Consider the following 23,155-nt stretch of genomic DNA (forward strand, 5'->3'; position numbering starts at 1 on the left):
TCCAAAATAATAACTCAGGAAAATTTTGATGAAACAGGCATATTTAATAATTGCACATGCAGATTTTCAAACATTGCAGCTATTAATTGATACGTTGGATGGTATTGAAAATGATTTTTTTATTCATTTTGATAAAAAAATTGAGGTTCTTCCAAAATTGAATTCCAAATTTTCTAAAATCTTCATTTTAAATGAAAGGCTTGACGTAAGGTGGGGAGATATAACTTTGATAAAAGTTGAATTGGCACTTTTAGAAATGGCGATAGAAAAGTCTATTTCAGAAAACCCTTATTCTTATTTTCATATAATTTCAGGTAATCATTTACCCCTATATTCAAAGTCATACATTTATACTTTTTTTGAAAAATTTGGAAAAACGCAAATCCAAAAAATGGAAACTAATGAGGATGAGATAAATCTCAAATTCAGAAGTTATAATTTTTTTGTTAGGGGATTTATGCATAAAAATCCCAACATAAAAAAACTTATCCAGTTTTTTTGGAAAATACCTTTAATTATTCAGAAGAGAACTAAGCTCTTTAGAGAGAAAAAATACCCTTATTTTTCAAAAGGCTCACAATGGATTTCTTTAAATCCCGAATCAGCAAAATATTTAAATATGAGAAAGGAGGAAATCTTGATTAATTTTAAATACTCTTTTTGCTCGGATGAGTTTTTTATACCAACAGAATTAGAAAATTCTAACCTTAAAAATGAGATTTTTTACAATGATTATTTATTGAAATGTACTTTTGAAGGAGCAACTACCAAATTCTACAATAGTTCACATCAGGAGGAATTGTTGAATTCTCATTGTTTATTTGGCAGAAAGTTTTCTGATGAAGCAATAGATTTTAATAGATCACTCATGGAAATTATTTCTAATAGACAGAGGTAAATTATTATTCGTAGATAAAAATTTACAGGTATGAGAGATAAATAAAGCTTAGTTTTGTAGCAACTTTATAATGGAAAGAAAACCACTAATTTCGATAATTGTTCCAGTATATAATGCAGAGAAAACTTTGCATATATGTTTGGAATCCTTATCCTCCCAGACTTACAAAGAAGTACAAATAATTTTCATCAATGATTGTAGTACTGACAAAAGCTTAGAAGTTTTGGAAAAGTTCAAAGCACAATCTCAGTTTGAAATTGAAATTATTAATCATGAAGTTAATAGGGGAGTTGCAGCTGCTAGAAATTCTGGTTTGGACATTGTAAGAGGTGAGTACATTTATTTTGTAGATGCTGATGATGAAATAGATCCTGATGCTTTGGAGTTGTCAATAAACCAATCAGAGAAAAATAATCTCGATATTCTGGGTTTTAGTTGGTACCTGACATTTGAGAAAAATGAAAGAAAGATGAAGCAACCAAATTTTGAAACACCACTAGATGCTATTGAAAAGATGATGAGGGGAACCATGAGGTGGAACCTTTGGTTGTTTTTATTCAGAACAAAGTTATTTGTTGAAAACAATATTAGGTTTATGGAAGGCAAGAACATGGGAGAGGATTTAATGGTTGCAATCAAATTGTTCTCTAATGCTGAAAAAGTAGCCTATTTAGATCGGCATTTTTATCATTACGGTCAAAGTAACACTGCTTCATTAACTAAAACCTATTCAGATAGCCATATTGAGCAAGTAACTGCAAACGTATCTGAAGTTGAAAACTATTTAAAAAGCAGTGTAATATCAGATAAGTTAGGTAACTTAATGTATTATTTAAAATTAAATATAAAACTACCATTATTAATTTCTGAAAAAGTCTCTCAATATGAAAAGTGGTTAAACTGGTTTCCAGAGGCCAATCCATATGTAATGGAAAACACAGCTCTTCCTTTGCGTACTAGACTTTTGCAATTAGCGGCAGTCAAAAAGCAATTTTGGCTTGTTAAAATCTATAATAAAGTAGTTTTAAAAATTGTTTACGGGATATTGTATAAATAATCATTGTACTTTATGATTCGATTTTTGCTTTATATAATTCTAGGTGTATCGGTGAGTTTTTTCCTCTTCCCGATAGCTTTTACTTTCCTTCCCAGTCTAAATACCAAAATGGTCCTTGCTGTCCTTGGGGTAATGTTCGCTGGTATGAATTGGTTGACTGTAAGGGAAATAAAAATCTCAAAGGGATTTTTATTATCCGTTATTTTAGCATTGTTGTTTTCATTTATCTGCTATTATTCTACCGACATTAATAAAACGACCGATTATGCTTACGCTTCTTACATTCTGAGTTTTGCCGTCTGGTATTTTGGAGCCTATGCAATTTGTTCAATGATCAAAATTGTTCATGGAAAAGTTGACTTTAAGTTGGTTACATATTATGTAACGGCAGTTTGTGTTTTTCAATGTGCTGCTGCATTAATGATTGATAATATTCCTAGTTTTAAGCAATTTGTTGACAGCTATGTATCTCAAGGCCAAGAATTCTTCGATGAAGTAGAAAGGCTTTATGGGATTGGCGCTGCTTTAGACCCTGCTGGAGTAAGGTTTACAATAGTTTTATTGATGATTACTGCTGTCCTAAATAATGATGAAAAAGTTAGGAATAATGCATGGTCTATTAGTTTATTATTAATCTCCTTTTTCTTTATCGCAATTATTGGAAATGCCATCTCTAGAACTACTATTTTGGGTTTAGGAGCTTCTTTAGGTTATTTATTATTTGGTTCATCTGTTTTCAGAAAAGCAATCAAACAGTATTCTGGAAAATTAAGCCTATTGTTTGGGTTATTCCTGGCCGTAGCAATTGGAATATCAATTTATCTTTATAATACCAACATTGAGTTCTATGATCAAATGCGATTTGCCTTTGAAGGATTCTTTAATTACGTTGAAAAAGGGGAATGGAGAACCGATTCTACAGATAAATTAAATAGAGAAATGTGGGTATGGCCAGAGGATCAGAAGACTTGGTTAATAGGTTCTGGTCTTTTTGACAACTTTGTTTATGGTACTGATATAGGTTATTGCCGCTTTATCCTTTATAGTGGGTTAATTGGCTTTTCTGTTTTTGCACTCCTATTTGTGGTTAATGCATTGGTGTTTATGAAAAGACACCCTGAATATTGGATGTTCTTTTTGATTTTGTTGGTTTTAACCTTTATTATTTGGTTTAAAGTTGCCACGGACATCTTTTTTATATACGCGGTTTTTTATTGCATCGATTCATTAAAGGTCACAGAAGATATAGCTGAAAAAGAAGAAGTTTATGAAGATAGCGTATTGCATCCTAGGTACATTTAACTCTGGAGGTATGGAGCGAGTATTGGCTAATAAAACCAATTATCTTGCAAAACTCGGCCATGATATCAGCATTATTACCACTGATCAGAAAAATCGAAAACCATATTTTGATTTACATGCTTCTATAAAACAAATTGATTTAGGAATAAATTATACTGAAAATAATAGTTCCGGTCTTTTAAAAAAGATTTTTGACTACCCCCGAAAACAAGCTTTACATAAAAAATTACTAGCTGAAAAATTATCGGAAATCCAACCTGATATCTGTGTTTCTCTTTTTGACCATGAAGTTGGCCTCTTGCCGGATATGAATGATGGCAGTAAGAAAATTGTAGAAATACATTTTTCAAGATTTAAAAGGTTGCAATATGGACGGAAAGGGCTGTGGAAACTTATTGATAAATATAGAAGTAATAAAGATCTTAGGACAGTTCAAAAGTTTGATAAGTTCGTAGTTTTAACTCAAGAGGATAAATCATATTGGGGAGATCTTCCCAATATTGTCGTGATTCCAAATGCGAATAGCTTTCCAGTAGCGCAAAGAAGTCAATTAGATTCCAAAAATGTCATTGCTGTTGGCCGTTATGATTATCAAAAAAGGTTTGAAGATCTGATTGATGTTTGGAAGTTAGTCCATCAAGAAGAACCGGATTGGAAACTAAATATTTTTGGTAAAGGACCTGAACGAGAAAATTTACAGAATCAAATTAATAAACTAGGACTAGAGGATACATTAATCCTTAAAGAACCTGTTCGAGATATTGACAAGCAATATTTGTCCAGTTCCATGATTGCTATGACCTCCAGATATGAAGGATTGCCAATGGCCTTATTAGAAGGTCAAGCTTCTGGATTACCCCTGATTTCCTATACCTGCAAATGTGGACCTAAAGATATTATTCAGGAAGGTAAAAACGGTTATTTGTTAGAGGAAGGAGATAAAGTTGGTATGGCAAATAAAATTTTGACCCTTATCAGAGATCCTGAATTAAGAGATTCAATGGGGCAGCAAGCCTTTGAAATGTCAAACAATTTTTCTGAAGCTATGGTGATGGAAAAATGGATTCAATTGTTTAACGATTCTTTGAATAATCGCTAATGAAAACTATTGTTATATCTGCCGTAAATTTAGTGGAAGCTGGCACCTTGGCTATTCTCCAAGATTGCTTAAAATTCTTGTCTGGCTATGCTGAAAAGCATGGATACCGAGTTGTAGCTATTGTGTATAAGCGAGAATTAACGGATTTCCCAAACATTGAATACATCGAGACCCAATGGCCCAAGAAAAGATGGGTAAATAGGCTTTGGTATGAATACGTCTCTTTAAATAAGATTTCTAAAGAAATTGGACCAGTCGAGCTGTGGTTTGGTTTACATGATACAAGTCCCTCGGTCATTGCGGAAAAAAGAGCGGTCTATTGTCACAACTCATTTTCCTTTTATAAATGGAAAATGCACGATTTGGTTTTTGCACCAAAAATTGCAATGTTCGCGATCTTTACCAAACTGATCTATAGGACCAATATCCATAAAAATGATTATTTGGTTGTTCAACAGGATTGGTTCAGAAGGGGATTAAGCAAAATGTTCAATATCGATCCTAAGAAAATTATAGTTACCAGGCCTAAGATTGCTGATACCCCTATAGAAATCTCTGATCAAAGTTCGGATGCTGATTATTCTTTTTTATTCGCAGGATCACCAAATAGCCATAAGAACTTTGAAGTCATCTGTGAAGCCTCAAGGATACTGACGGAGGATCAAGGAATAAAAAATTTCAAGGCTATTATTACAGTAAAAGGTAATGAAAATAAATATGCTGATTGGTTATTTAAAAAATGGGGGAGTGTTAAGAATATTGAATTCATGGGCTTTATCCCAAGGACACAATTGTTAGAGCTTTATGGAAAGACAAATTGCCTCATATACTCTTCCAAAGTTGAGTCTTGGGGTCTCCCAATTTCCGAATTTAAGAAATATGATAAGCCCATGCTTTTAGCTGATTTACCTTATGCCCATGAAACGGCAGAAGGAAGTAAGTTGACCGCATTTTTCAATCCAGATAATCCAAGAGAATTAGCCGATTTGATGGCCAAATTGATCAAAGGAAACTATTCCTCCCTAAAACAACAACCTGTTATTCCGCTTGATGAACCGAAAGCAGACAATTGGGAAGAATTATTTAATGTTTTACTAAAATAAACGCCATACAGTTTACCAATATGAAAGTTCTACAATTAGGGAAGTTTTATCCAATCAGAGGAGGAGTTGAAAAGGTTGAATACGATTTGATGCTTGGTTTATCAAATCAAGGGGTTCATTGCGATATGCTATGTGCTTCTACAGAAGACCATTCAGAAGCCACAATCCATTTAAATAAGTTCGCTACCCTTTTTGTTGTTGCCACTCAAATCAATGCTGCAGCGACCAAATTAGCCCCTAAGATGATCACTAAACTGCGGAAGATTGGCAGGAATTATGATGTCATTCATGTACATCATCCCGACCCAATGGCTGCTCTGGCTTTGTACCTGTCAAATTATAAAGGGAAAGTAGTCCTTCATTGGCATAGTGATATTTTAAAGCAGAAAACCTTATTGCGTTTATATAAACCTCTTCAAGATTGGTTAATTAAAAGGGCAGATGTTGTTGTCGGAACAACCCCGATTTATGTAGAGCAATCTAAATTTCTTAAAGAGGTTCAATCGAAGGTGGATTTTATTCCCATCGGAGTCGATGTAGATCCTGAGCTATCTCCTTTGGTTGAAAAGATTAAAGGGGAATATCCAAATAAGAAGATAATTTTTTCATTAGGTCGATTAGTTGAGTATAAAGGATACGAATATCTAATTAAATCCGCTAAATACTTGGATGACAGTTACCAAATTGTCATCGGTGGAAAAGGGCCATTAAAAGAAGATTTGGAAGCCCTGATTGTCGAAAATGGATTGGAATCAAAAGTGAAATTATTAGGGTTTATGACTGATGAAGAGGTGGTGGGATATTACCAGGCCTGTGATCTGTTCTGTTTAAGTTCAATCTTGAAAACGGAAGCTTTTGCAATTGTTCAAATCGAAGCAATGGGCTATGGAAAACCAATTGTTTCAACGAGAATTCCTGAATCTGGAGTTAGTTGGGTAAACCAAAATGGGGTTTCAGGATTGACGGTAGAAATAGAGGATGAGCGCTCTTTGGCCGATTCATTCCTCACAATCTTGACCAATGAAGATGTCTACAAAAATTTATCGGAAGGAGCGAAAAAACGCTATTTTGAGCATTTTACGCGACAAAAAATGGTAGATAAATGTTTACAAATATATAATAAGATTTTAGCCTAATATTGCCAATACCTAATTTAGCGCAAAATCGTAGAAGATGCTTTTTATTGACGTTCAACAAATTTTCTTACGATTCTTTCGTTGTTCTTATTCTTTCTTGCTAAATTATCATTATTTAACCTAAAAAAATATTGATTAATGGACGAAAACATGAATGCAAAGAGCCATAAGGTTCCAAATCAATTATTTTTCAATTTAATCCAAGAAGATCTAAACCTTGGAAAAACAGTGAAATTTAATGTTTCTGGAAACAGTATGTTGCCTTTTTTGAGGCATGCAGATCAAGTTGCAATCAAACAACCCATTGATAATAATGTTAATATAGGTGATATTCTTTTAGCCAAACATGAAGGTAAAATTGTTTTACATCGACTCGTTGGAATGAAAGATGATACATTAATCTTAGCCGGCGATGGAAATCTCTATCAAAAGGAAATTATCCTAAAAAATGATGTTTTAGCAATCGTGATGAACGGATATAGGGATCGAAAAGAACTTCATGTTAATTCTTGGTATAATAAGAAGTTAGGGATATTATGGTACTATTTAAGGCCATTGAGATACCTCTTAAGTAAATTTAATAGTTGAAAAATGAAATTGAGAAATGATTTGCAGTTACGGAAATTAGGTAATGACTTTATCATCATCGATCCAGGACAGGATATGATTGATATGTCTAAAGTATTTACGCTTAATGAAACTGCTGCATTTTTATGGGAAGAGTTACAAGGTAAAGAATTTACTGAAGAAACCGTTTCCCAGATTTTGTTGGAAAATTATGATGTTCAAGAGGAGATTGCTTTAAATGATGCTAAAAAGCTAATCCAAACCTTTGTAAAAGGAGGTTTAATCAGAGATTAAAGTAATGCTAAAAAACAGGATTATTAATATATTTTTTTTATTACTTAAATCTGGATTGTGGAAAAATGCTAATTTAGATACTGAGTTATTTCCTTTAACTAACCGGGAATGGGAAGAAATTTATAAAATTAGTATAAATCAAACCGTAGAATGTATCGTATTTGACGGGATTCAAAAATTAGAGTCTAAATATCAACCAAGTAAAAGCTTATTGTTGAATTGGGCGGTCCGTGTTGAAAAGCATGCGCAAAGGAATGAAAGAATGAATGAGATCATCATTAAGTTACATTCAGTTTTCCTAGGTCATCATGTCAACAGCATATTGCTAAAAGGCCAAGGTCTCGCTATGTGCTATGACAATCCTTCTAGAAGGGTATGCGGTGATATAGATCTATTTTTTGAAGACAAAACATCTTATACCAAAGCATTTAATATTATTAACGAAAAAGGATTAGAGATCAATTCTATGCCTGGATTTAGTTCCGAGTATAATTTCGAAGGATTTGAAGTCGAACATCATCAAAACATGTTTGATATACATAATCCCTTCGTTCAAAAAACATTGGAAAAAATCAGATTGGATGAGGTCAATAACTTTACGACATTAAATATTGAAAACACTAAAATTAAATTACCGTCAGCATTAGAAACTATTATTCAAGCAAATTCTCATATTCTGAAACATCTGCTTTCCTACGGTATAGGAATTCGACAATTATGTGATTCTGCTAGAATTTATGCTCATTATAAGGAGGAGTTAAGGAGTAAAAATCTAAAAGAAATTTATTCCAAACTGGGGATAAAGAATTGGATAGATATGTTACACCATTTGTTGGTGAAATATTTGGGATTAGAAGAATCTAACCTTCCCTATAATCTGACAACAAATCTGAATGCAGATTGGATGATGGAGGATATTTTAGTATCTGGAAATTTTGGTTTTCATAATGCAAATTTCGCTGATAAAGAAGTCAATTTGAATGGCGGTCGTGCGAATAAAAAGAGTAGAATATGGAAAAGCTTTTTGAAGTATGTTAAGGTAACGCCTTCAGAAGCGATTTGGTTTCCAATAATGCAATATTACTCAAGGTTCAAAATATAAAGTATTGCTTGCAGGAATTACATATCAGCTAAAGTGGGCTTGGGAACAAGCAAAGGGACATAAAAATGAACTGATAGTTTTTTTCATCCTAGAGTTAATCGGGATCGCTTGTTCTTTATACTTTGTTATCTGGTCGAAACATGCGATTGATTTTGCAATCAGCGGGGATAAAGCCTCTGTAGATAATGCGCTCATTTTAACCGTATTTTTTATCGTTCTTGGACTTATTGTTAAAGCTTGGGGATCTTGGGTCAATGAAAAAACAAGAGCAAAAATGCTCATTGAAGTTCAAAATAGATTGATCAAGATCCAGATGTTGTCAAAATGGAAAGTAATTAAAAATTGGCATACGGGGGATATGCAGATTAGGATAAATAATGATGCCAATGAAATCGTTCAGATGATTGGTTTCTCATTTATCTCTTTTCTGATCACCGTTATCAAATTACTGGCCTCTTTTGCGCTGTTATGGTCTATGGACCCTATGCTCGCATTATTGATACTGGCAATTTCACCGTTGTTCATATTTACCAAAATTTATTTCAAGAAGCTGAGGTTTATCAATAGGTCCTTGAAAAAAGCAGAATCAAATTTGGGTAAGGTAGTGCAAGAAAACTTGAGATTTAGAATGGTTTTAAGAGCCTTGGGACTCCAAAATTTTAGATGGCAAAAAGTCGAGGAGAGCCAAGCGAACATATATGATTTAAAATTGAAAATGTTGAATTTTTCAACGATTTCACAGAGTTCTTTGAAGTTACTTATCAATATCGGATTCCTTTTAACTTTTGTTTGGGGTGTATATAAATTAAGAACCGATGAAATCACATTTGGGATGATGACCGCATTTCTTCAATTAGTCGGAAGGATTCAAGGTCCATTATTACTCCTTATGAGTTTCATACCTGTTTTTATCAAATTTAGAACAGCAGCAGAAAGGGTTGAGGAGGTTTATAAAACAGAAGTGGAAGAAGAATATTCACCTGAATTTATTAAAGATCCTTATGAATTGATCATCAAAAACTTAAGCTTTAAATATGAAGACAATTTAGTGATTGATGATTTTAACTTGAAGGTGAAAAAAGGAGAACCAACTGCAATTATTGGATCCAGCGGTAAAGGGAAAACCACCTTAATCAGGTTATTGTTGGCTGTTATCCAGCCCAATAAAGGTGAAATCTATGTGGAAACTGGTTTAAAAACCTACTCCATAAACCATAATCACCGAGTGAATATAGCTTATGTTCCTCAAGGAGATAAATTGTTTTCTGGTACCATCAAGGAAAATATCCTGACGGATACTGAAAATGTCAACCCTGAAAAGCTATATGAAGTCTTGTACCTCAGTTGTTCAGAATTTGTCTATGAACTACCCGACGGTTTGGATACAATAATAGGAGAGTCAGGTTATGGTCTCTCTGAAGGACAAGCACAGCGCATTGCATTGGCAAGAGCATTAATGAAAGAAAACAGTATTTGGTTATTTGATGAAGTAACGTCGGCTTTAGATCATAAAACAGCAGAACTATTAATAGAGAGGTTGATGAGTGCAGCGAAAAACAAAATTGTCATTTTTGTAACACACGACTTAAAATTGGCTGAAAAGTGTAGTCAATCAGTTTATATGCAGTAATTATATTTTTTTGAAGGAAATAATGAAAACAGTGGACTATTTAGTTGCTGAGAATTTAATTAGGGTCGTTTATGATGATTCTATTGATATTCAAAGTAGTTTATCTTCATTTATTGATTTTGAGGTTCCTGTTGAACAAGGTGCAGAAGCCATAGTGAATATTGAAATCGTTTTGGAACCGACTGATATTGATCTGACAAATGCCAAGCTTTTGAGTGATGTTTCAATCATTTGGGGTGATAGATTCAAATTTGAAGAAACAGAACAAAAGTATATCACCTCTGTGGAAAATGCGAATGCTAAAGACACTGAGATTTGGAGAATGGTAAGCGATAAAGAATTTAGATTCTCCAAAATTCATATAAAAAAACAGGAGTTGTATGACTCCAATATTTTAAGCTGGCTGATAATGGTTGCATTTGGCCAGAGAGTTCTTTCAAATAATACAGCTTTGATCCATTCTTCCGTAGTGGAAAATGGAGAGTATGCTGTATCCTTTTTAGGGAAAAGCGGAACTGGGAAAAGTACCCATAGTAGATTGTGGATAAGCACCAATGAAGGTTTTCAACTGTTAAATGATGATAACCCAGCTGTAAGAATCGAGGGCGACGAAGTCTATATTTATGGAACGCCATGGAGTGGGAAAACAGCTTGCTATATTAATAAAAAGCGGAAATTAATGTCAATCGTAAGATTAACACAAGCGAAAGAAAACCAAATGGTATGGAAAAGCAAAGGTGTAGAATCCTTGTTGGCTCTATTGCCAAGTTTTACTGCAATCAGATGGAATTCCAATATTTTTTCTGCCATGGTTAACATACTGGAAAACATTATCCAGCGAACTAATGTTGGACAATTAAATTGCCTCCCAAATCCGGATGCAGCCAAACTATGCTTAAATGAAATTAAAAAAGTAAATAAACTTGAAAATGAATAGATTAATTATCAGCCTGTTTGCATTGACTTTGTTTGTACTTAGCTCATGCGTTGTTTCTAAAAAGGTAACTTACCTTGAAAATATGGTTCCAGGTTCTGAATATCCTATGCAGGAAATTCCAACCTTAAAGATTCAGAAGTATGATAGATTGAGCATTATTATCAGTTCAAAGACTCCTGAATTGGCAGCACCTTTCAACCCTGATGGTGGCATTTATAATGTAGGTGATAAAGGTGAAATTTCAACTTCCGGAACTGGAGCTCCAACTGAAAAAGGATATTTAGTGGATAAAAATGGTAATATCGACTTCCCTGTCTTAGGTATCATTCAAGCCGAAGGCAAAACTGTTGAAGAACTAAAGAAATTCATTTTAGATAGATTAGTCAATGAAAATTTGATCAATTCCCCTCTAGTAAGAATTGAGCTTCTAAACATCAAAGTAATGATGATGGGTGAAGTTGCTTCGGTTGGTATTTTAAATGTTCCAGATGGTCAGATTTCTATTCTAGAAGCAATTACCCGTAGTGGAGGTCTAACAACAAATGCGTTGACTGATGCCATTACTGTAATCCGAGAAGAAAACGGTTATAGAAAAATGTATACAAGTAATATTGAAGATGTTAATCTATTTGATTCACCAACCTTTTACTTGAAACAGAATGATATCGTTTATGTCAAACCTAAATCTGCTGTTCCTTCTCCTCGAGAAGACCTTACTTGGAGATATGTAGGTTTTGCAACCGGTTTGTTAACATTAGGAGTAAGCCTTTTAGCATTATTTAATAGAAACTAAGAAATTAATGGTTAATCATTCAATGAATAAATCTTTTCAAGGAAAAGGTAAACAAGATCAATCTCTTTATGTATTAGATATCTTGCGATATCTTTTAGGGAACTGGAAATGGTTCTTATTATCGATCTTGATCTTTGGTGGATATTTTTATTACCAATACAGTAAAACTCCATTTTTATATAAAAAGGACCAAACTGTAATGATTAAAACAGCCACCAATTCCATGAGTGCCTCTAGGATAACCAGACCAAATAACTTTTACAACATGGTAAATGTTAATTCTGAAATCCTTCAGCTTAGATCTCAAGAATTAATGCGAAATACCATTAGTCTTTTGAACGCTGATATCAGTTATTCTAGAAAGGAAGGGTTAAGGTCAGTAGAGCTTTATAAAACATCACCGTTTATTGTTCGTTTTAGAAATGCAGCTCCGCAATCTGGATTTTCATTTAACTTGAAATATAAAGGCAATAATCAGGTTGAATTATCTTCATTTTCAAATTCAGACCCAGATAAAACAATTACGGTTAAACTTAACTCGGAAGTCAAAACCCCTGTCGGAAATTTGATTATTTCAGCCAATTCCGACAAATCATATCGCGTTAACTTATCTGAACAAATTACGATAACCAAAAACCCTATTGAGTCTATGGTTAGTTATTTCTTGGGTAATTTAAAGATCCTTCAAATGGAAGATGTAGAAATTCTTCAGATGACTTTGGAAGATGCATCCCCGTTGAGAGCGGAAGATATGATCACAAAATTGATTGAGGTATATAATCAAATGACCATTGAGGATAAAAAGACTGTAGCAAATAATACTGCAGATTTTATCAACGATAGGATCGTGATTATTGAAAAGGAACTTAGTTCAGTTGAATCCAGTCTTGAAGGGATGAAAACCCAGAACCAAGGTTTAGATGTGAAATCCGCTGGGGAACAATATTGGACCGAATCAAGAACCTACCAAAGCTCCAGCAAGGAATTGGAAACTCAAATGAAGTTAGTGGAAATTATGCGCCAAAGATTGAGTGACCCTAGCCGTGTCGATGATCTAATTCCAAGTAATACTGGCTTGGTTGATAATAATATTGAAGGAATTATTTCTGAATACAACACCTTATTGTTGAGAAGAAACCGCTTAATGAGCGGAAACAGCTCAGAAAACCCTATTGTCCAAGACTTAAACAACGCCTTAAGCCAAGTTAGGCAGAATATTGCAAGAGCGATAGATAATGTGATTTCCGGTTTTAGGATCAGGATGAGCAACATGAAGGATGAAGAGAATGCCGCTATTGGTAAAGCAAAAAGCCTTCCTTCAAAACAAAGGATTATGTTATCTGCTGAACGTCAACAAAAGGTTATTGAAGAGCTTTATATTTTCTTGTTGAACAAACGTGAAGAAAATGCTATCAATAGAGCAATGACTGATGATAATATCCGCGTTATTGACTCTGCATCGGGTTCAAATCTTCCTTTTTATCCTAGCAAATTGAAAAAAGTAGCTATCGGTGTTGCAATTGGTATCGCAGTTCCAGCAGCAATATTGTTGTTGATGTTATTGTTGAACACCAAGGTTAGAAACCGTAAGGATATTGAAGATGCTGTAAGTGTTCCTTTCTTGGCTGAAATTCCTTTCTCCACAGAAATGAAAACTGCTAAGAGTGATATCGTTATCAAAGAACAAGGCGTGGATGAGGTTACTGAAGCATTTAGGATTTTCAGAACCAACTTGAGCTTTATGTCCTCTGGTGATAAAAAGCAAAAGGTTGTGACCTTTACCTCATTCAATGTTGGTGCTGGTAAGACCTTCTCTGTAATCAATTTAGGGGTTAGTATGACCTTCTTGAAAAAGAAAGTGGTATTGGTGGATTTAGACCTTAGAAAGGGTACTTTAAGTAATATCACCAAATTCCCAATGCCAATTGGTGTGACTCATTACTTATCAGATAGCTCTGTCACGGTCGATGAGATCATTTATAAAGATAGAACGGATTCTGAAATAGATATCGTTCCAATTGGTGTGATTGCACCGAACCCGGTAGAGCTTTTATTGAGCGAACGCCTTGATCAATTAATCGCTGAACTTAAAGAACGTTATGACTATATTATTGTAGATAATGTTCCTCTAGGAATCGTTGCTGATGCTGATATCGTTAATAGAATTACCGACGTTACTATATTTGTGGTGCGTGCGGGCAAAATGGATAGAAGGCAATTGCCAGATGTTCAGAAGATCTATGATTCTTCAGCATTGACCAATATGGCAATCCTATTAAATGGTGTGAAATTCGGAAATAACCCTTATGGTTATGGCGGATATGGATACGGTGGTTATGGCTACGGCTATGGCTATGGCTATTCTGCACAACAAAAAAGAGGATTCTTTTCAAGACTTTTCGGAAAGAAATAAAATAGACCATAATAAAAAAGCCCTGCAGAGAATTTCTGCAGGGCTTTTTGTTTCGCTATTCCTTTTCTGACTCAATGATTTTCTGAATCGAGTTAATAAACCCTTCCAATTCCTTGTTTTGCTTTTTTACGATCCTAGGTTTTAAAAACACCCAAACAAAAGCAATCCAACCTAAAGTCAAAGCATAGCTTATAATCGCCATTGTATTGCTCATTCTCAAACTGAATTCATAGAGGTAAAATACCATACCGATCGTTAGCAACACAAAATAAAGATTCATAAAACCCGTTTGGATACTCTTTTGTTTCTCTTGGATACTGAGCAAAGAGTTTAAATAGGCTCGGTTATCCTGACCCTTATTCAAGTCCTTAAAAGAGCTATAAAATAGATTAAACTTAATTAATGACAGTGAAATCGCAAGTATAATAAACGACATCCCAACTTTCGGATATATGGTTTTTGCCTCATAGAGAAACCAAATCGACAGTATAAAAACAGCAGTTAATCCTAGGGTGATATTAGATACCCATTTCTTCTTCATCGATTCTCTTTTATATCCAGAAATCCGGTTTTTTAAATCAGTCAAATCTGGAGAAATAATAGGCTGTTTCTGCCATATCTGTGAGAGATCAAACTCTTTATTTGCCATTATTTTTAAATTTTGTATTTAACTTTTCTTTAATTCTATGGATTTTTACCCTGATATTGGCATCTGATAAACCAACGATCTTTGAAATTTCCTGTTGTTTGATTCCTTCCAGTTCTAATGAAATTATGATCCTATCTAATTCCGCGAGTTCTGAAATAAATTGATATAATAGTTTTATTTCCTGGTCCAATTCAGGATTGTCATTGTCTTCATCAGCTACCAGTATCTCGGCTTTGGAAAGTTTTTCATTTTTTTTGATTTGACTTAAGCAAGTATTCGTGGCTATCCTAAATATCCAAGTCCCTATGCTGGCCTCATTCCTAAATGTAGAGAGCTTCTCCCAAACTGTTATGAAAGTTTCTTGAGCCAAATCCTTGGCTTGATCATGGTCATTTATATAACCCATGCACAAGCGATAGATCTTGTTCCAATATTCTTCATATAATTTGTTGAAATCCATTATTTAAGAAAGTTTTGGACTTGTTGCATATACCAATCCTTTGCATCATACATAATAAAGTGCAAACTATGATCAGCATAGCTTAGATCAGCAGTTTTCAAATTTGAATATTGTTGCTCGATGGCAGGCTTAATACGGATAAAGGAACTTTCAAGTAAAATTAATGCAGGACATTCTATGGTTTTTATCTCATCTCTTAAGTCAGTATTACTGAAATCACAAAACATCTTCCCAAAAGTTGCCCTATCTGATTTCATAGACCAATCTACAATTAAATTCTGTTTACTTGTATCCTGTACCATACCTGCCATTCCTTGTTTCTGCATAGCTCTAAACTGCTCGTCACTTAATGATTTAATTTGGTTGACCATTGGAGAACAATCATAGTTAGGATTTGATTTAAAATTTGGATCACTTAACGCTGCTAGACATGGAACTGCATCTACAACCACTATTTTACTTATTAATTTAGGTTCCGCAGCAGCAATAGACATGGCCAATCCGCCACCCATACTATGTCCAATGATTATTGGGTTATTTATATTATCTGTTTTAATAAAATTGATGATTTCATCCCTCCATCCTTTAAATGTAGGGTCAGTTTGAGCAGGAACTGAGGCGAAGCCAGGCATAGTCAGTACATAATAGGTGTAATCATCACCTAAGCCTTCAATAGTTTCTTTCCAGACATCTCCTGAAGATGCAAAACCAGGTATGAATAAGATATTTTGCTTTCCATTCCCTATTTTTTCTACTCGGAAACTATTTTCTTTTGTTTGTCCATCTGCTGTTGAAACCAATGCTACAAAGGCAATAACGGCTATTAAAATGTTTTTCAAGTTCATAAGTAATTCTTCTTGTTTTCCTTTAGATATGATTTCAAAAAGAATGTTACACTTATTTCTGAAAATAATGATTACTTCCGAAATATATTTCTGTAAGGAATTGAAATACAGTAAGCTAAAATATTTTTTTAAGCCATTTATTTCCTGTTCTGAAGTTTATTTGATCAAATATTATTCGTTTTTTGGTTCCAAATTACTTTGAACATCTTAGCTTAATTTTTTAAATTTATTATGAATGTGGGCCAAAAGCCTGGACCTGTATTCGGTAACCTAATTCAAAACTAACACTGACTATGTCCGTAAATCCAAATTTTCGAAAATTAAGCCTTTTATTATTGTTCAGCATCCTATCCATTCCATTGTTTGCTCAAAAGCCACCTCAATTAATTGTGAGATCGGATGATATCGGATCTTTTAATGCGGCTAACCTTGCCATTATTGAAACCTACAAAAATGGTATAACATCCTCTGTAGAATTGATGGTAAATTGCCCTTGGGCCCCTGAAGCTGTTAAAATGCTAAATGAAAATCCAAAACTGGATGTCGGAGTACACCTGATGATTACCAGTGAATGGGAAAATTGCAAGTGGCGACCCTTAACTGCAGCAAAAAGTTTGGTTGATGAGTATGGGAATTTTTTCTCTTTCATTTATCCGAATCCAAAAGTTCCAAATGCATCCATTCAGGAGCATCAATGGAAATTAGCTGAAATTGAGGCAGAGTTTCGTGCGCAGATTGAATTGGCGAAAAAGATGCTTCCACGCATTTCCCATATTTCCACCCATATGGGCTGTGGAAATTGGAATGATGAAGTAAAAGCTATGTTGGTTAGACTATCTAAAGAGTATAACCTCCCTCAAGATATGGATTATGAATTCAAGATGTTCCCAAACCTAGATCTGAAAAGTAAAGCAAACGTGGAAGACAAAATCCAAGCGTTTTTAAAGGCTCTAGAGGAATTAAAGGAAAATGAAGTTTATCTCTTTGTGGAGCATCCTGGCCTTGATGTGAGTGAAATGGAAAATGTGGGCCATGAAGGTTATAGAAATGTTCGTGAAGATAGGTGCGATGTAACCAAAATTCTAATCGATCCTAGAATAAAAGCAAAGATTAAGGAACTTGGAATTGAATTGACCGACTTTCAATCCTTACAAGCTCGTAAATAATTTCTTTGAAAAGATTACATGAAAAATCTGTGGAAAGGAGAATAGAATATAACATATAAAGAAATCAAGAAAAATGCAGATATCCATATTCTATATAAATATTGCTTCATTCTGTAATCTCCAGTGATAAACCAGTTTGCATAGATCACAACACTTGAGGATAAAATAACAAAACTGAAAAATAAAACTATGACCATATTGTGCCTATTTCCATTAAATATTTTTTTTCATTCAATAAATTAGGTCAAATATTGGTTTCACTTTTTTGTCGATTGTGTTCAAATATATTTAAAATATCCGTAATAGGAAAATACATTTCTTAATTTTAGCAATAATGACACTTGTATTAAAAAAACATATTTTATTTAGTCTCACTTTTCGTATTTGTAAATAAAGTGTTTTCAGTTGAATTTTATATATTTGTTCATTAAAAAATTAAGACTTTTGACGAGTTATGGGGTTAAAACAAAAGAAGCTCACTTTGCTAGATAGATTATTTCTCTCGGTATTTGTTTTAAATATTTTAAATTATTTTCTCTATGAAAAAACCTTATTGTCGCTAAAAGTGATCTTTTCTTTCTTTCTATTTGGGATAGTTATCTATTTCCTAATCAGAAAACATAGCTTATTTAATGCTGTGGGAAAATTGGAAAGTGTTTTTTATAGCATTATCCTTTCAGGATCTTACCTGACCTTTATTTTTCTAAGCCTAAACTTCTTTTTCTGTTCTTCTACAACCCAAGTTTCTAGCTATAAGGTTAGATGTAAGATCAATAAAATATGGATTCCCGGAGAAGAGATTGCCCCAAAAGTGGTCAAAGCTGAGTTTGATGGCGGATACCATAAAAGAATAGGACTTTCTAAAGAAATAAGGCAACAAAATATTCATCCAGATTCCCTAAGCGTTCATCTTTCTTTTGGCTTATTTGGAGTCCCCGTTATTAAAAAAGTCGAGTTTGATAAAACTCATACCTAAAAGTTGTTATTATAGGTTGAGCCATCGATTTCATCAGCCATAAAATGGATAATAGCACCGTAATTATCCGCAGTAATGGGCGCTGAAAGATAATTCAATACTGTTTTAATAGGGTTGGGGTTTTCTAATTCCAAAGGAATGTCCTCAAAAATATTGTAAGAGAAGGTCGCGGTTTCCAAGATTACCTTTTGTTCATCCGTCAATTCCTCGTCGTTGAGGTATCTATTCAACGCAACTTTCAAACTATTTTCATCAAAATCAGATTGAACAAATATTAATGCCTTCCTTCCCCAGGTGATACTCATAACATAGATCAGGTCATCATCCTTTAATTTTGCTAATTCTTCCCTATAATTCATCATTCCTGTTTCTGCAATATCTAAATAGAGATCAAATAGAGGGATCTCATAAGCAATCAAAATATTGGATACTGGCATTTTATTATTTATGTCCAATCCAAACCATTTTCCCAAATCCATTTTTTGTCCAAAATTAGCATAGAGATCCTCTAGATTTCGAATCGGATAAAAGGAATAGCTAGCAATTCCTGAACTAGTTGGTGCTCCTTTTGCCTTCAATTCATCAGCTATTACCTGGTACATATTTTCCTTTGTCGGCACAATTTCGGGAAATTCGTATTTAAAGGTCGTGGATAGGAGAAAAATCTTCTCCTTGGTCTTGATATCCTTGAATTCATGTTTCTCCGTATTGATAGATTTTTTACTTAGGACGGCTCCTAAATAAAGTTGTTCAGGGTTTTTGCTGAATAAAGTCGCGGAAGATTTTGTTTCTTGTGCTGAAATGATTCCAAATGTCAAAATAAATAACAAAGTTGTTAATAGTACAGTTCTCATATTTATTTCTTTTCAGGGGTAAAAACATAATTCTTTATCAACCAGATCAATCTGGAATTATTTAAAGGATTTGCGTCAAGCAAATGCCTATTGTCTGGCATTTCATATTGTTGCCCGAAACTCAGATGGCTACTTTTGCTATTATTTGCGTTTTTCTTGTAAAAGCTCACTTTTAGGGTTAGGATTGAATCGGCGTTAATGCTTGCCCAATTCTTCCAGGTATTGTTTTTAGCTTCATGGATCTGAAGGATTTGCTCCGACCATTTTATTTGATAGGACCCCATGGGCATTTTTGATTTATAAACAAACATGGAATCCTCTTTAATCAAGATGGAATCAGGCCTGAAATAAGTAACTCGATTGCCGAAATGCAGTTTGATATCTGGTTCAGTAAGATTTTTTACAACAAAGCCTTTTAGGTACTCAATAAAATCCTCATTCTTTTCAGAAGTATATTTATATAATATGATTTTGGGCTTCTCAACAGGTTCGGGCTCGGGTTCTGGTTCCGGTTTTGGGGCTGGCTTCGGTTCCGGTTCCGGTTCGATTTCCTTAGGTCCGCAGGAATGGAGAATACAAAAAAGAAAAGAGAACGGTATTATTAAAAAATAAATAGGTAATCGCTTGGTTAATAGTGTCATATATTAGTTTTTAATAAAATGGTAGCAGCTAGTGAGTCCGTAAACTATAGTAAATATAAAAATTATTTCTAAATATTTAATAAAATAAATAAAGCAGTTGAAAAATGTGGATTTCAACTGCTTTATATCGGCTTTATATAAACTTATTGTTAAAAATATATTAATATCCTTGGCCCTTACTGTTCTCTGCTCACAAAGTAATCAATCCAAATTGGGGCAAAAGGAGAGGTGCAACCTTTTGAAACGGGATAATCCTTATAGACACCTAACTTATGTCCAATTGCTATGGCACGATCTCTATATTGAGGTTGTTTTATACCTATCTGAGCTAATGTGCTGTTCATGGTCCATTGAACCTCAGGCTTTGCTTCCAGCATGTGTTTTTCGATATAATCCAATAATTTTGGGGTATCTTCCAATTCAGGATTTCTGGCAATATTTCCGGAAATCAAACTCCAAGCTAACCGCTGCAACATCACATTGTCAGCTTTTTCCCATTGTAATCTCAAGGTCTGCTTGTCTAAACTATCTTTGATTAAATAACTATATAGCCAATCAATTACATTCGCAAAGTTCTCTGATGATACCATCGACGTCAATTGCTCATTACTTAATTTTTTAGGGTCCAGAATTAAGATGGCAACACATCTAGCTTCCATATTGTTGGTCTCCCATAGTTCAAGTCCCAGTTCCTGATCTTTTTTTATTTTGGCAGCTATCTTACGGACATCGCCCATCTTAACTCCAAATTGATTATCGCCGGCGCCTCTTTTTTTATTTTGTGCAACTAGTTTTTCTGAACCTAATGATTTTAATTCATCTAAAACCTCTTGTGTGGTTATTTTAGCCATGTCTTTATAGGAAGTTTAAAGTGGTTTACTTAGTGTATTTAGAAATAAAGGATAGGACCTAATATTCTACTCCTGTAAAAATAAGAATTATTGACTAAGATTGATTTCATTGCATAAAAAAACTCCTTAGGCGGGGAACCTAAGGAGTTTTAACTAACCAATTATTAACCTAAATTATGAAATTTGATTAGATATATTCAATGTCTGTGCCGAAATGGAAATTAACATTTCGTTTAACTATTTTTAACATTTTGTTGTTGACTAGCGATAAAATGCATTGATTATAGGGCTTAATTTCTTATGAATAACAAGACTGTCAGTCTGACATTCTATAAGCCTGTACATTTTGTCACCCAGTAAATTAACTTTTTGAAACGATCAATTCCCCTTTAAGTATATTTAAATCATCAACACATCTTTTACACGATTCAAAACGTCTTACAGGACTTGGTAATTCCTTTGCTTTTTCATTTGAACTAAACTCTACGATATAACCAATCTGATCCATGGTCGTGAAGTAAACGAGGTCGGCATTGTTTTTATCTGCTGCATTGTAAACCATGATTCTCTTATTGACCGAACGATTATCAATCCATTGGTCTATTTTTTTTGAAGTTAACCAGCCAGTTACCTTTGCGTTGAATTTCAAATACAAAGGGAACTCTAGATAATTCAAGAGATAACAATAATATTTGAAGTCAATTTCATAAGGAAATAGTAGTAAACAAGTATTGGGGTCGATTCGGACGAGTTTGATAATGACATGATATTCCATTTCATTGATCATTTCGCAGAAATCCATACATGCTTCCTTAACTTCACTATAAATAGGGCCTTCAATTAAAATGCCTTTATCATTATTTATTTCAGGATAATCGTTTTCAGAAAATTCGGGCCGGCTTGCAGTGGATTTACCCGTTATCCAACTCACAATAAGAACAATAATGACTATAGCAATAATGACTATACTGATAATTGTACTCATGGCATTTTAAATTAATATTGGTTTGAGAGACCTAAAATAATTAGGCCTCGCCTAAAAATATAAATAAAATGTTGATTATAAAATAATTACTGCTTTTTGTTAAAGAAGACGAAAAATGGTTATTGTTCCAAAATGATTTTCAATAGGTCGTATTTGGCTTGCCAAATATCCTGACATGATTTCAGGTAATCACTGCTGGCTTTATTAAAGTCTATCAATAAAATTCTGCCACTCTGATAGGCTGCCAATTTCTCCTCCTTGTTTTGGAATGCCAGATCTTTGATTTTCTCCAAAGCTTCAATCTTTTGTTTTGAAAATATTATTTTTCCCCGCTTTTGTTTTTGGTTGATTCCATCATTCAGTTGAAGGTCTTCCAGCTGCTGCAAAAAGACTTTTTCACTGAGTTGAGCTTTCCTGATTGCACTGCTATTGCTAAAATAGGCTGAAATAGGTATTCGAAGGCCCAGGTTTGCATAGCTATAGCCATACCAATTGCTTTTATCGACCAGGTTTAAGGAATTACTGAAGTATTGAGCACCGTAATAGGCATTAAAGCTAAGGCTCGGTAAGGCCTGACGCTTTATCCCATTCAATTGAATGATAGATAATTGCTGGTCTAATTCTATTAACTTCTGATCATAACCCTTTTTTTCATATCCTTCTAATTCCATTATTATTTCTTCCATATTATTGCTCAAAACGGTTATGGAATCTAATGAATAATATCTACCTAGCTCTAAATTCGCTTCCTGCAAAATGGACCATGATTCATGCATCAGGATTCTTTTTCGTTGTACTTCCTGTTGGGAAAGGCTATATTCTTCTGAACTCCCTCTTCCAGCCAAAAACCTTTCTTTATTGATGGCATTAATTTCTTCAAATAAGGCTGAATCTTTTAAGGCAAATTGATATTGCGCTGTCGCCAATACAATGGAAGCATAGGCAAGTGTAGCATTGGTCCTCCAATCTTGTTCAGCTAAAGATTCCTCAACCTTGGCTTTTTCTAAAGCGATTTGATCCTCCTGTTGTTGCGTTTCCCTGTTGGGATTAAATAAGTCCCATTCCAATTGTAGACCAGCCTTAGAATTCCATTTAGTGGAAAATTTTAATGGTAATATTGCTCCTTCTTCAGCATTGGGATCAAATGCTATTGCGGGTACTGGAGTAGTTGGAATTATTAAATTCCTTTGCAAGTTGGCATCGCCATAAATCACAGGAAATCGCTCTGATCTTCTAACATTCAATTGCTCTTCCTGAACTTCTTTATTCAGTTTCTTTTCCTTTAAACTCCTTCCTTGGTCTGCATAATTCCAAAGGTCCATTAGGCTAAGGCTCTGGGCATTTCCGGATATGGAATATCCTATTATGAGTAATATGGTAAAGATGGATTTCTTCAT

Annotated in this window: 23 protein-coding genes; 15 read left to right on the plus strand and 8 right to left on the minus strand. The window is 34.0% G+C overall.

Annotation, left to right across the window (positions count from 1 at the left end):
• Positions 1 to 28: 28 nt before the first annotated feature.
• The 13 genes from ACK2WI_RS05945 to ACK2WI_RS06005 all read left to right on the plus strand — a co-directional run bounded on the left by ACK2WI_RS05945 (position 29) and on the right by ACK2WI_RS06005 (position 14,331).
• Entirely contained in the window at positions 29 to 898 is an 870-nt protein-coding gene (locus tag ACK2WI_RS05945; RefSeq protein WP_409150060.1) for a beta-1,6-N-acetylglucosaminyltransferase, read from the plus strand.
• Between the two features lie 70 nt (positions 899 to 968).
• Positions 969 to 1,955, plus strand: a complete 987-nt coding sequence (locus ACK2WI_RS05950; RefSeq protein ID WP_409150061.1) for a glycosyltransferase family 2 protein — start codon at positions 969 to 971, stop codon at positions 1,953 to 1,955.
• 144 nt (positions 1,956 to 2,099) lie between these two features.
• Positions 2,100 to 3,257, plus strand: coding sequence for a hypothetical protein (locus tag ACK2WI_RS05955; RefSeq protein ID WP_409150062.1), 1,158 nt, complete (start codon positions 2,100 to 2,102; stop codon positions 3,255 to 3,257).
• A gap of 10 nt (positions 3,258 to 3,267) precedes the next feature.
• Entirely contained in the window at positions 3,268 to 4,356 is a 1,089-nt protein-coding gene (locus ACK2WI_RS05960; RefSeq protein ID WP_409150063.1) for a glycosyltransferase family 4 protein, read from the plus strand.
• Positions 4,356 to 5,459, plus strand: coding sequence for a glycosyltransferase family 4 protein (locus ACK2WI_RS05965; protein ID WP_409150064.1), 1,104 nt, complete (start codon positions 4,356 to 4,358; stop codon positions 5,457 to 5,459). Before ACK2WI_RS05960 ends, ACK2WI_RS05965 begins: the two co-directional genes overlap by 1 nt.
• 20 nt (positions 5,460 to 5,479) lie before the next feature.
• Entirely contained in the window at positions 5,480 to 6,595 is a 1,116-nt protein-coding gene (locus ACK2WI_RS05970) for a glycosyltransferase (protein WP_409150065.1), read from the plus strand.
• A gap of 138 nt (positions 6,596 to 6,733) precedes the next feature.
• Complete coding sequence (locus ACK2WI_RS05975) at positions 6,734 to 7,183, plus strand: S24/S26 family peptidase (RefSeq protein WP_093097018.1); 450 nt, start codon at positions 6,734 to 6,736, stop codon at positions 7,181 to 7,183.
• A 3-nt stretch (positions 7,184 to 7,186) separates the two neighbouring features.
• Positions 7,187 to 7,456: a PqqD family protein gene (locus ACK2WI_RS05980; RefSeq protein ID WP_093097015.1), complete on the plus strand. Its 270-nt coding sequence runs from the start codon at positions 7,187 to 7,189 to the stop codon at positions 7,454 to 7,456.
• Positions 7,457 to 7,460: 4 nt separating this feature from the next.
• The gene (locus ACK2WI_RS05985) at positions 7,461 to 8,558 is read left to right on the plus strand and encodes a nucleotidyltransferase family protein (RefSeq protein ID WP_409150066.1); all 1,098 of its coding nucleotides are present in this window, start codon (positions 7,461 to 7,463) and stop codon (positions 8,556 to 8,558) included.
• Between the two features lie 4 nt (positions 8,559 to 8,562).
• Entirely contained in the window at positions 8,563 to 10,188 is a 1,626-nt protein-coding gene (locus tag ACK2WI_RS05990) for an ABC transporter ATP-binding protein (protein WP_409150067.1), read from the plus strand.
• 22 nt (positions 10,189 to 10,210) lie between these two features.
• On the plus strand, positions 10,211 to 11,125 hold the full coding sequence (locus ACK2WI_RS05995; protein WP_093097007.1) for a hypothetical protein: 915 nt from the start codon (positions 10,211 to 10,213) through the stop codon (positions 11,123 to 11,125).
• Positions 11,118 to 11,918 carry a polysaccharide biosynthesis/export family protein gene (locus ACK2WI_RS06000; protein WP_093097004.1) on the plus strand — a complete coding sequence of 267 codons (801 nt, stop codon included), beginning with the start codon at positions 11,118 to 11,120 and terminating at the stop codon, positions 11,916 to 11,918. The genes ACK2WI_RS05995 and ACK2WI_RS06000 overlap by 8 nt, the downstream gene beginning before the upstream one ends.
• A 22-nt stretch (positions 11,919 to 11,940) precedes the next feature.
• The gene (locus ACK2WI_RS06005; RefSeq protein ID WP_236736465.1) at positions 11,941 to 14,331 is read left to right on the plus strand and encodes a polysaccharide biosynthesis tyrosine autokinase; all 2,391 of its coding nucleotides are present in this window, start codon (positions 11,941 to 11,943) and stop codon (positions 14,329 to 14,331) included.
• Positions 14,332 to 14,386: 55 nt separating this feature from the next.
• Here ACK2WI_RS06005 and ACK2WI_RS06010 read toward each other — a convergent pair whose 3' ends face one another.
• From ACK2WI_RS06010 to ACK2WI_RS06020, 3 genes are read right to left on the minus strand one after another with little or no spacing between them, the layout of a single operon-like run.
• Complete coding sequence (locus ACK2WI_RS06010) at positions 14,387 to 14,980, minus strand: hypothetical protein (RefSeq protein ID WP_409150068.1); 594 nt, start codon at positions 14,978 to 14,980, stop codon at positions 14,387 to 14,389.
• Positions 14,970 to 15,440, minus strand: a complete 471-nt coding sequence (locus tag ACK2WI_RS06015) for an RNA polymerase sigma factor (RefSeq protein WP_409150069.1) — start codon at positions 15,438 to 15,440, stop codon at positions 14,970 to 14,972. The genes ACK2WI_RS06010 and ACK2WI_RS06015 overlap by 11 nt, the downstream gene beginning before the upstream one ends.
• A complete protein-coding gene (locus tag ACK2WI_RS06020) occupies positions 15,440 to 16,285 on the minus strand; it encodes an alpha/beta fold hydrolase (protein ID WP_197700929.1) in 846 nt (281 codons plus the stop codon). Before ACK2WI_RS06020 ends, ACK2WI_RS06015 begins: the two co-directional genes overlap by 1 nt.
• Before the next feature lie 293 nt (positions 16,286 to 16,578).
• On the opposite strand from ACK2WI_RS06020, the gene ACK2WI_RS06025 reads away from it, so the two are divergent.
• Positions 16,579 to 17,451, plus strand: a complete 873-nt coding sequence (locus ACK2WI_RS06025; protein ID WP_409150070.1) for a ChbG/HpnK family deacetylase — start codon at positions 16,579 to 16,581, stop codon at positions 17,449 to 17,451.
• A 454-nt stretch (positions 17,452 to 17,905) separates the two neighbouring features.
• Positions 17,906 to 18,427, plus strand: a complete 522-nt coding sequence (locus ACK2WI_RS06030) for a hypothetical protein (protein WP_093096990.1) — start codon at positions 17,906 to 17,908, stop codon at positions 18,425 to 18,427.
• Here ACK2WI_RS06030 and ACK2WI_RS06035 read toward each other — a convergent pair.
• The 5 genes from ACK2WI_RS06035 to ACK2WI_RS06055 all read right to left on the minus strand — a co-directional run bounded on the left by ACK2WI_RS06035 (position 18,424) and on the right by ACK2WI_RS06055 (position 23,155).
• Complete coding sequence (locus ACK2WI_RS06035) at positions 18,424 to 19,281, minus strand: hypothetical protein (protein WP_409150071.1); 858 nt, start codon at positions 19,279 to 19,281, stop codon at positions 18,424 to 18,426. The genes ACK2WI_RS06030 and ACK2WI_RS06035 overlap by 4 nt on opposite strands.
• Before the next feature lie 2 nt (positions 19,282 to 19,283).
• Entirely contained in the window at positions 19,284 to 19,922 is a 639-nt protein-coding gene (locus ACK2WI_RS06040) for a hypothetical protein (protein ID WP_409150072.1), read from the minus strand.
• Positions 19,923 to 20,098: 176 nt separating this feature from the next.
• Positions 20,099 to 20,773 carry a DNA alkylation repair protein gene (locus ACK2WI_RS06045; RefSeq protein WP_313367824.1) on the minus strand — a complete coding sequence of 225 codons (675 nt, stop codon included), beginning with the start codon at positions 20,771 to 20,773 and terminating at the stop codon, positions 20,099 to 20,101.
• A 361-nt stretch (positions 20,774 to 21,134) separates the two neighbouring features.
• Positions 21,135 to 21,758 carry a hypothetical protein gene (locus tag ACK2WI_RS06050; RefSeq protein ID WP_312696771.1) on the minus strand — a complete coding sequence of 208 codons (624 nt, stop codon included), beginning with the start codon at positions 21,756 to 21,758 and terminating at the stop codon, positions 21,135 to 21,137.
• Positions 21,759 to 21,877: 119 nt separating this feature from the next.
• The gene (locus tag ACK2WI_RS06055; protein WP_409150073.1) at positions 21,878 to 23,155 is read right to left on the minus strand and encodes a TolC family protein; all 1,278 of its coding nucleotides are present in this window, start codon (positions 23,153 to 23,155) and stop codon (positions 21,878 to 21,880) included.

The organism is Sphingobacterium sp. BS-2 (genome assembly GCF_046161205.1).
GTDB lineage: Bacteria > Bacteroidota > Bacteroidia > Sphingobacteriales > Sphingobacteriaceae > Sphingobacterium > Sphingobacterium mizutaii.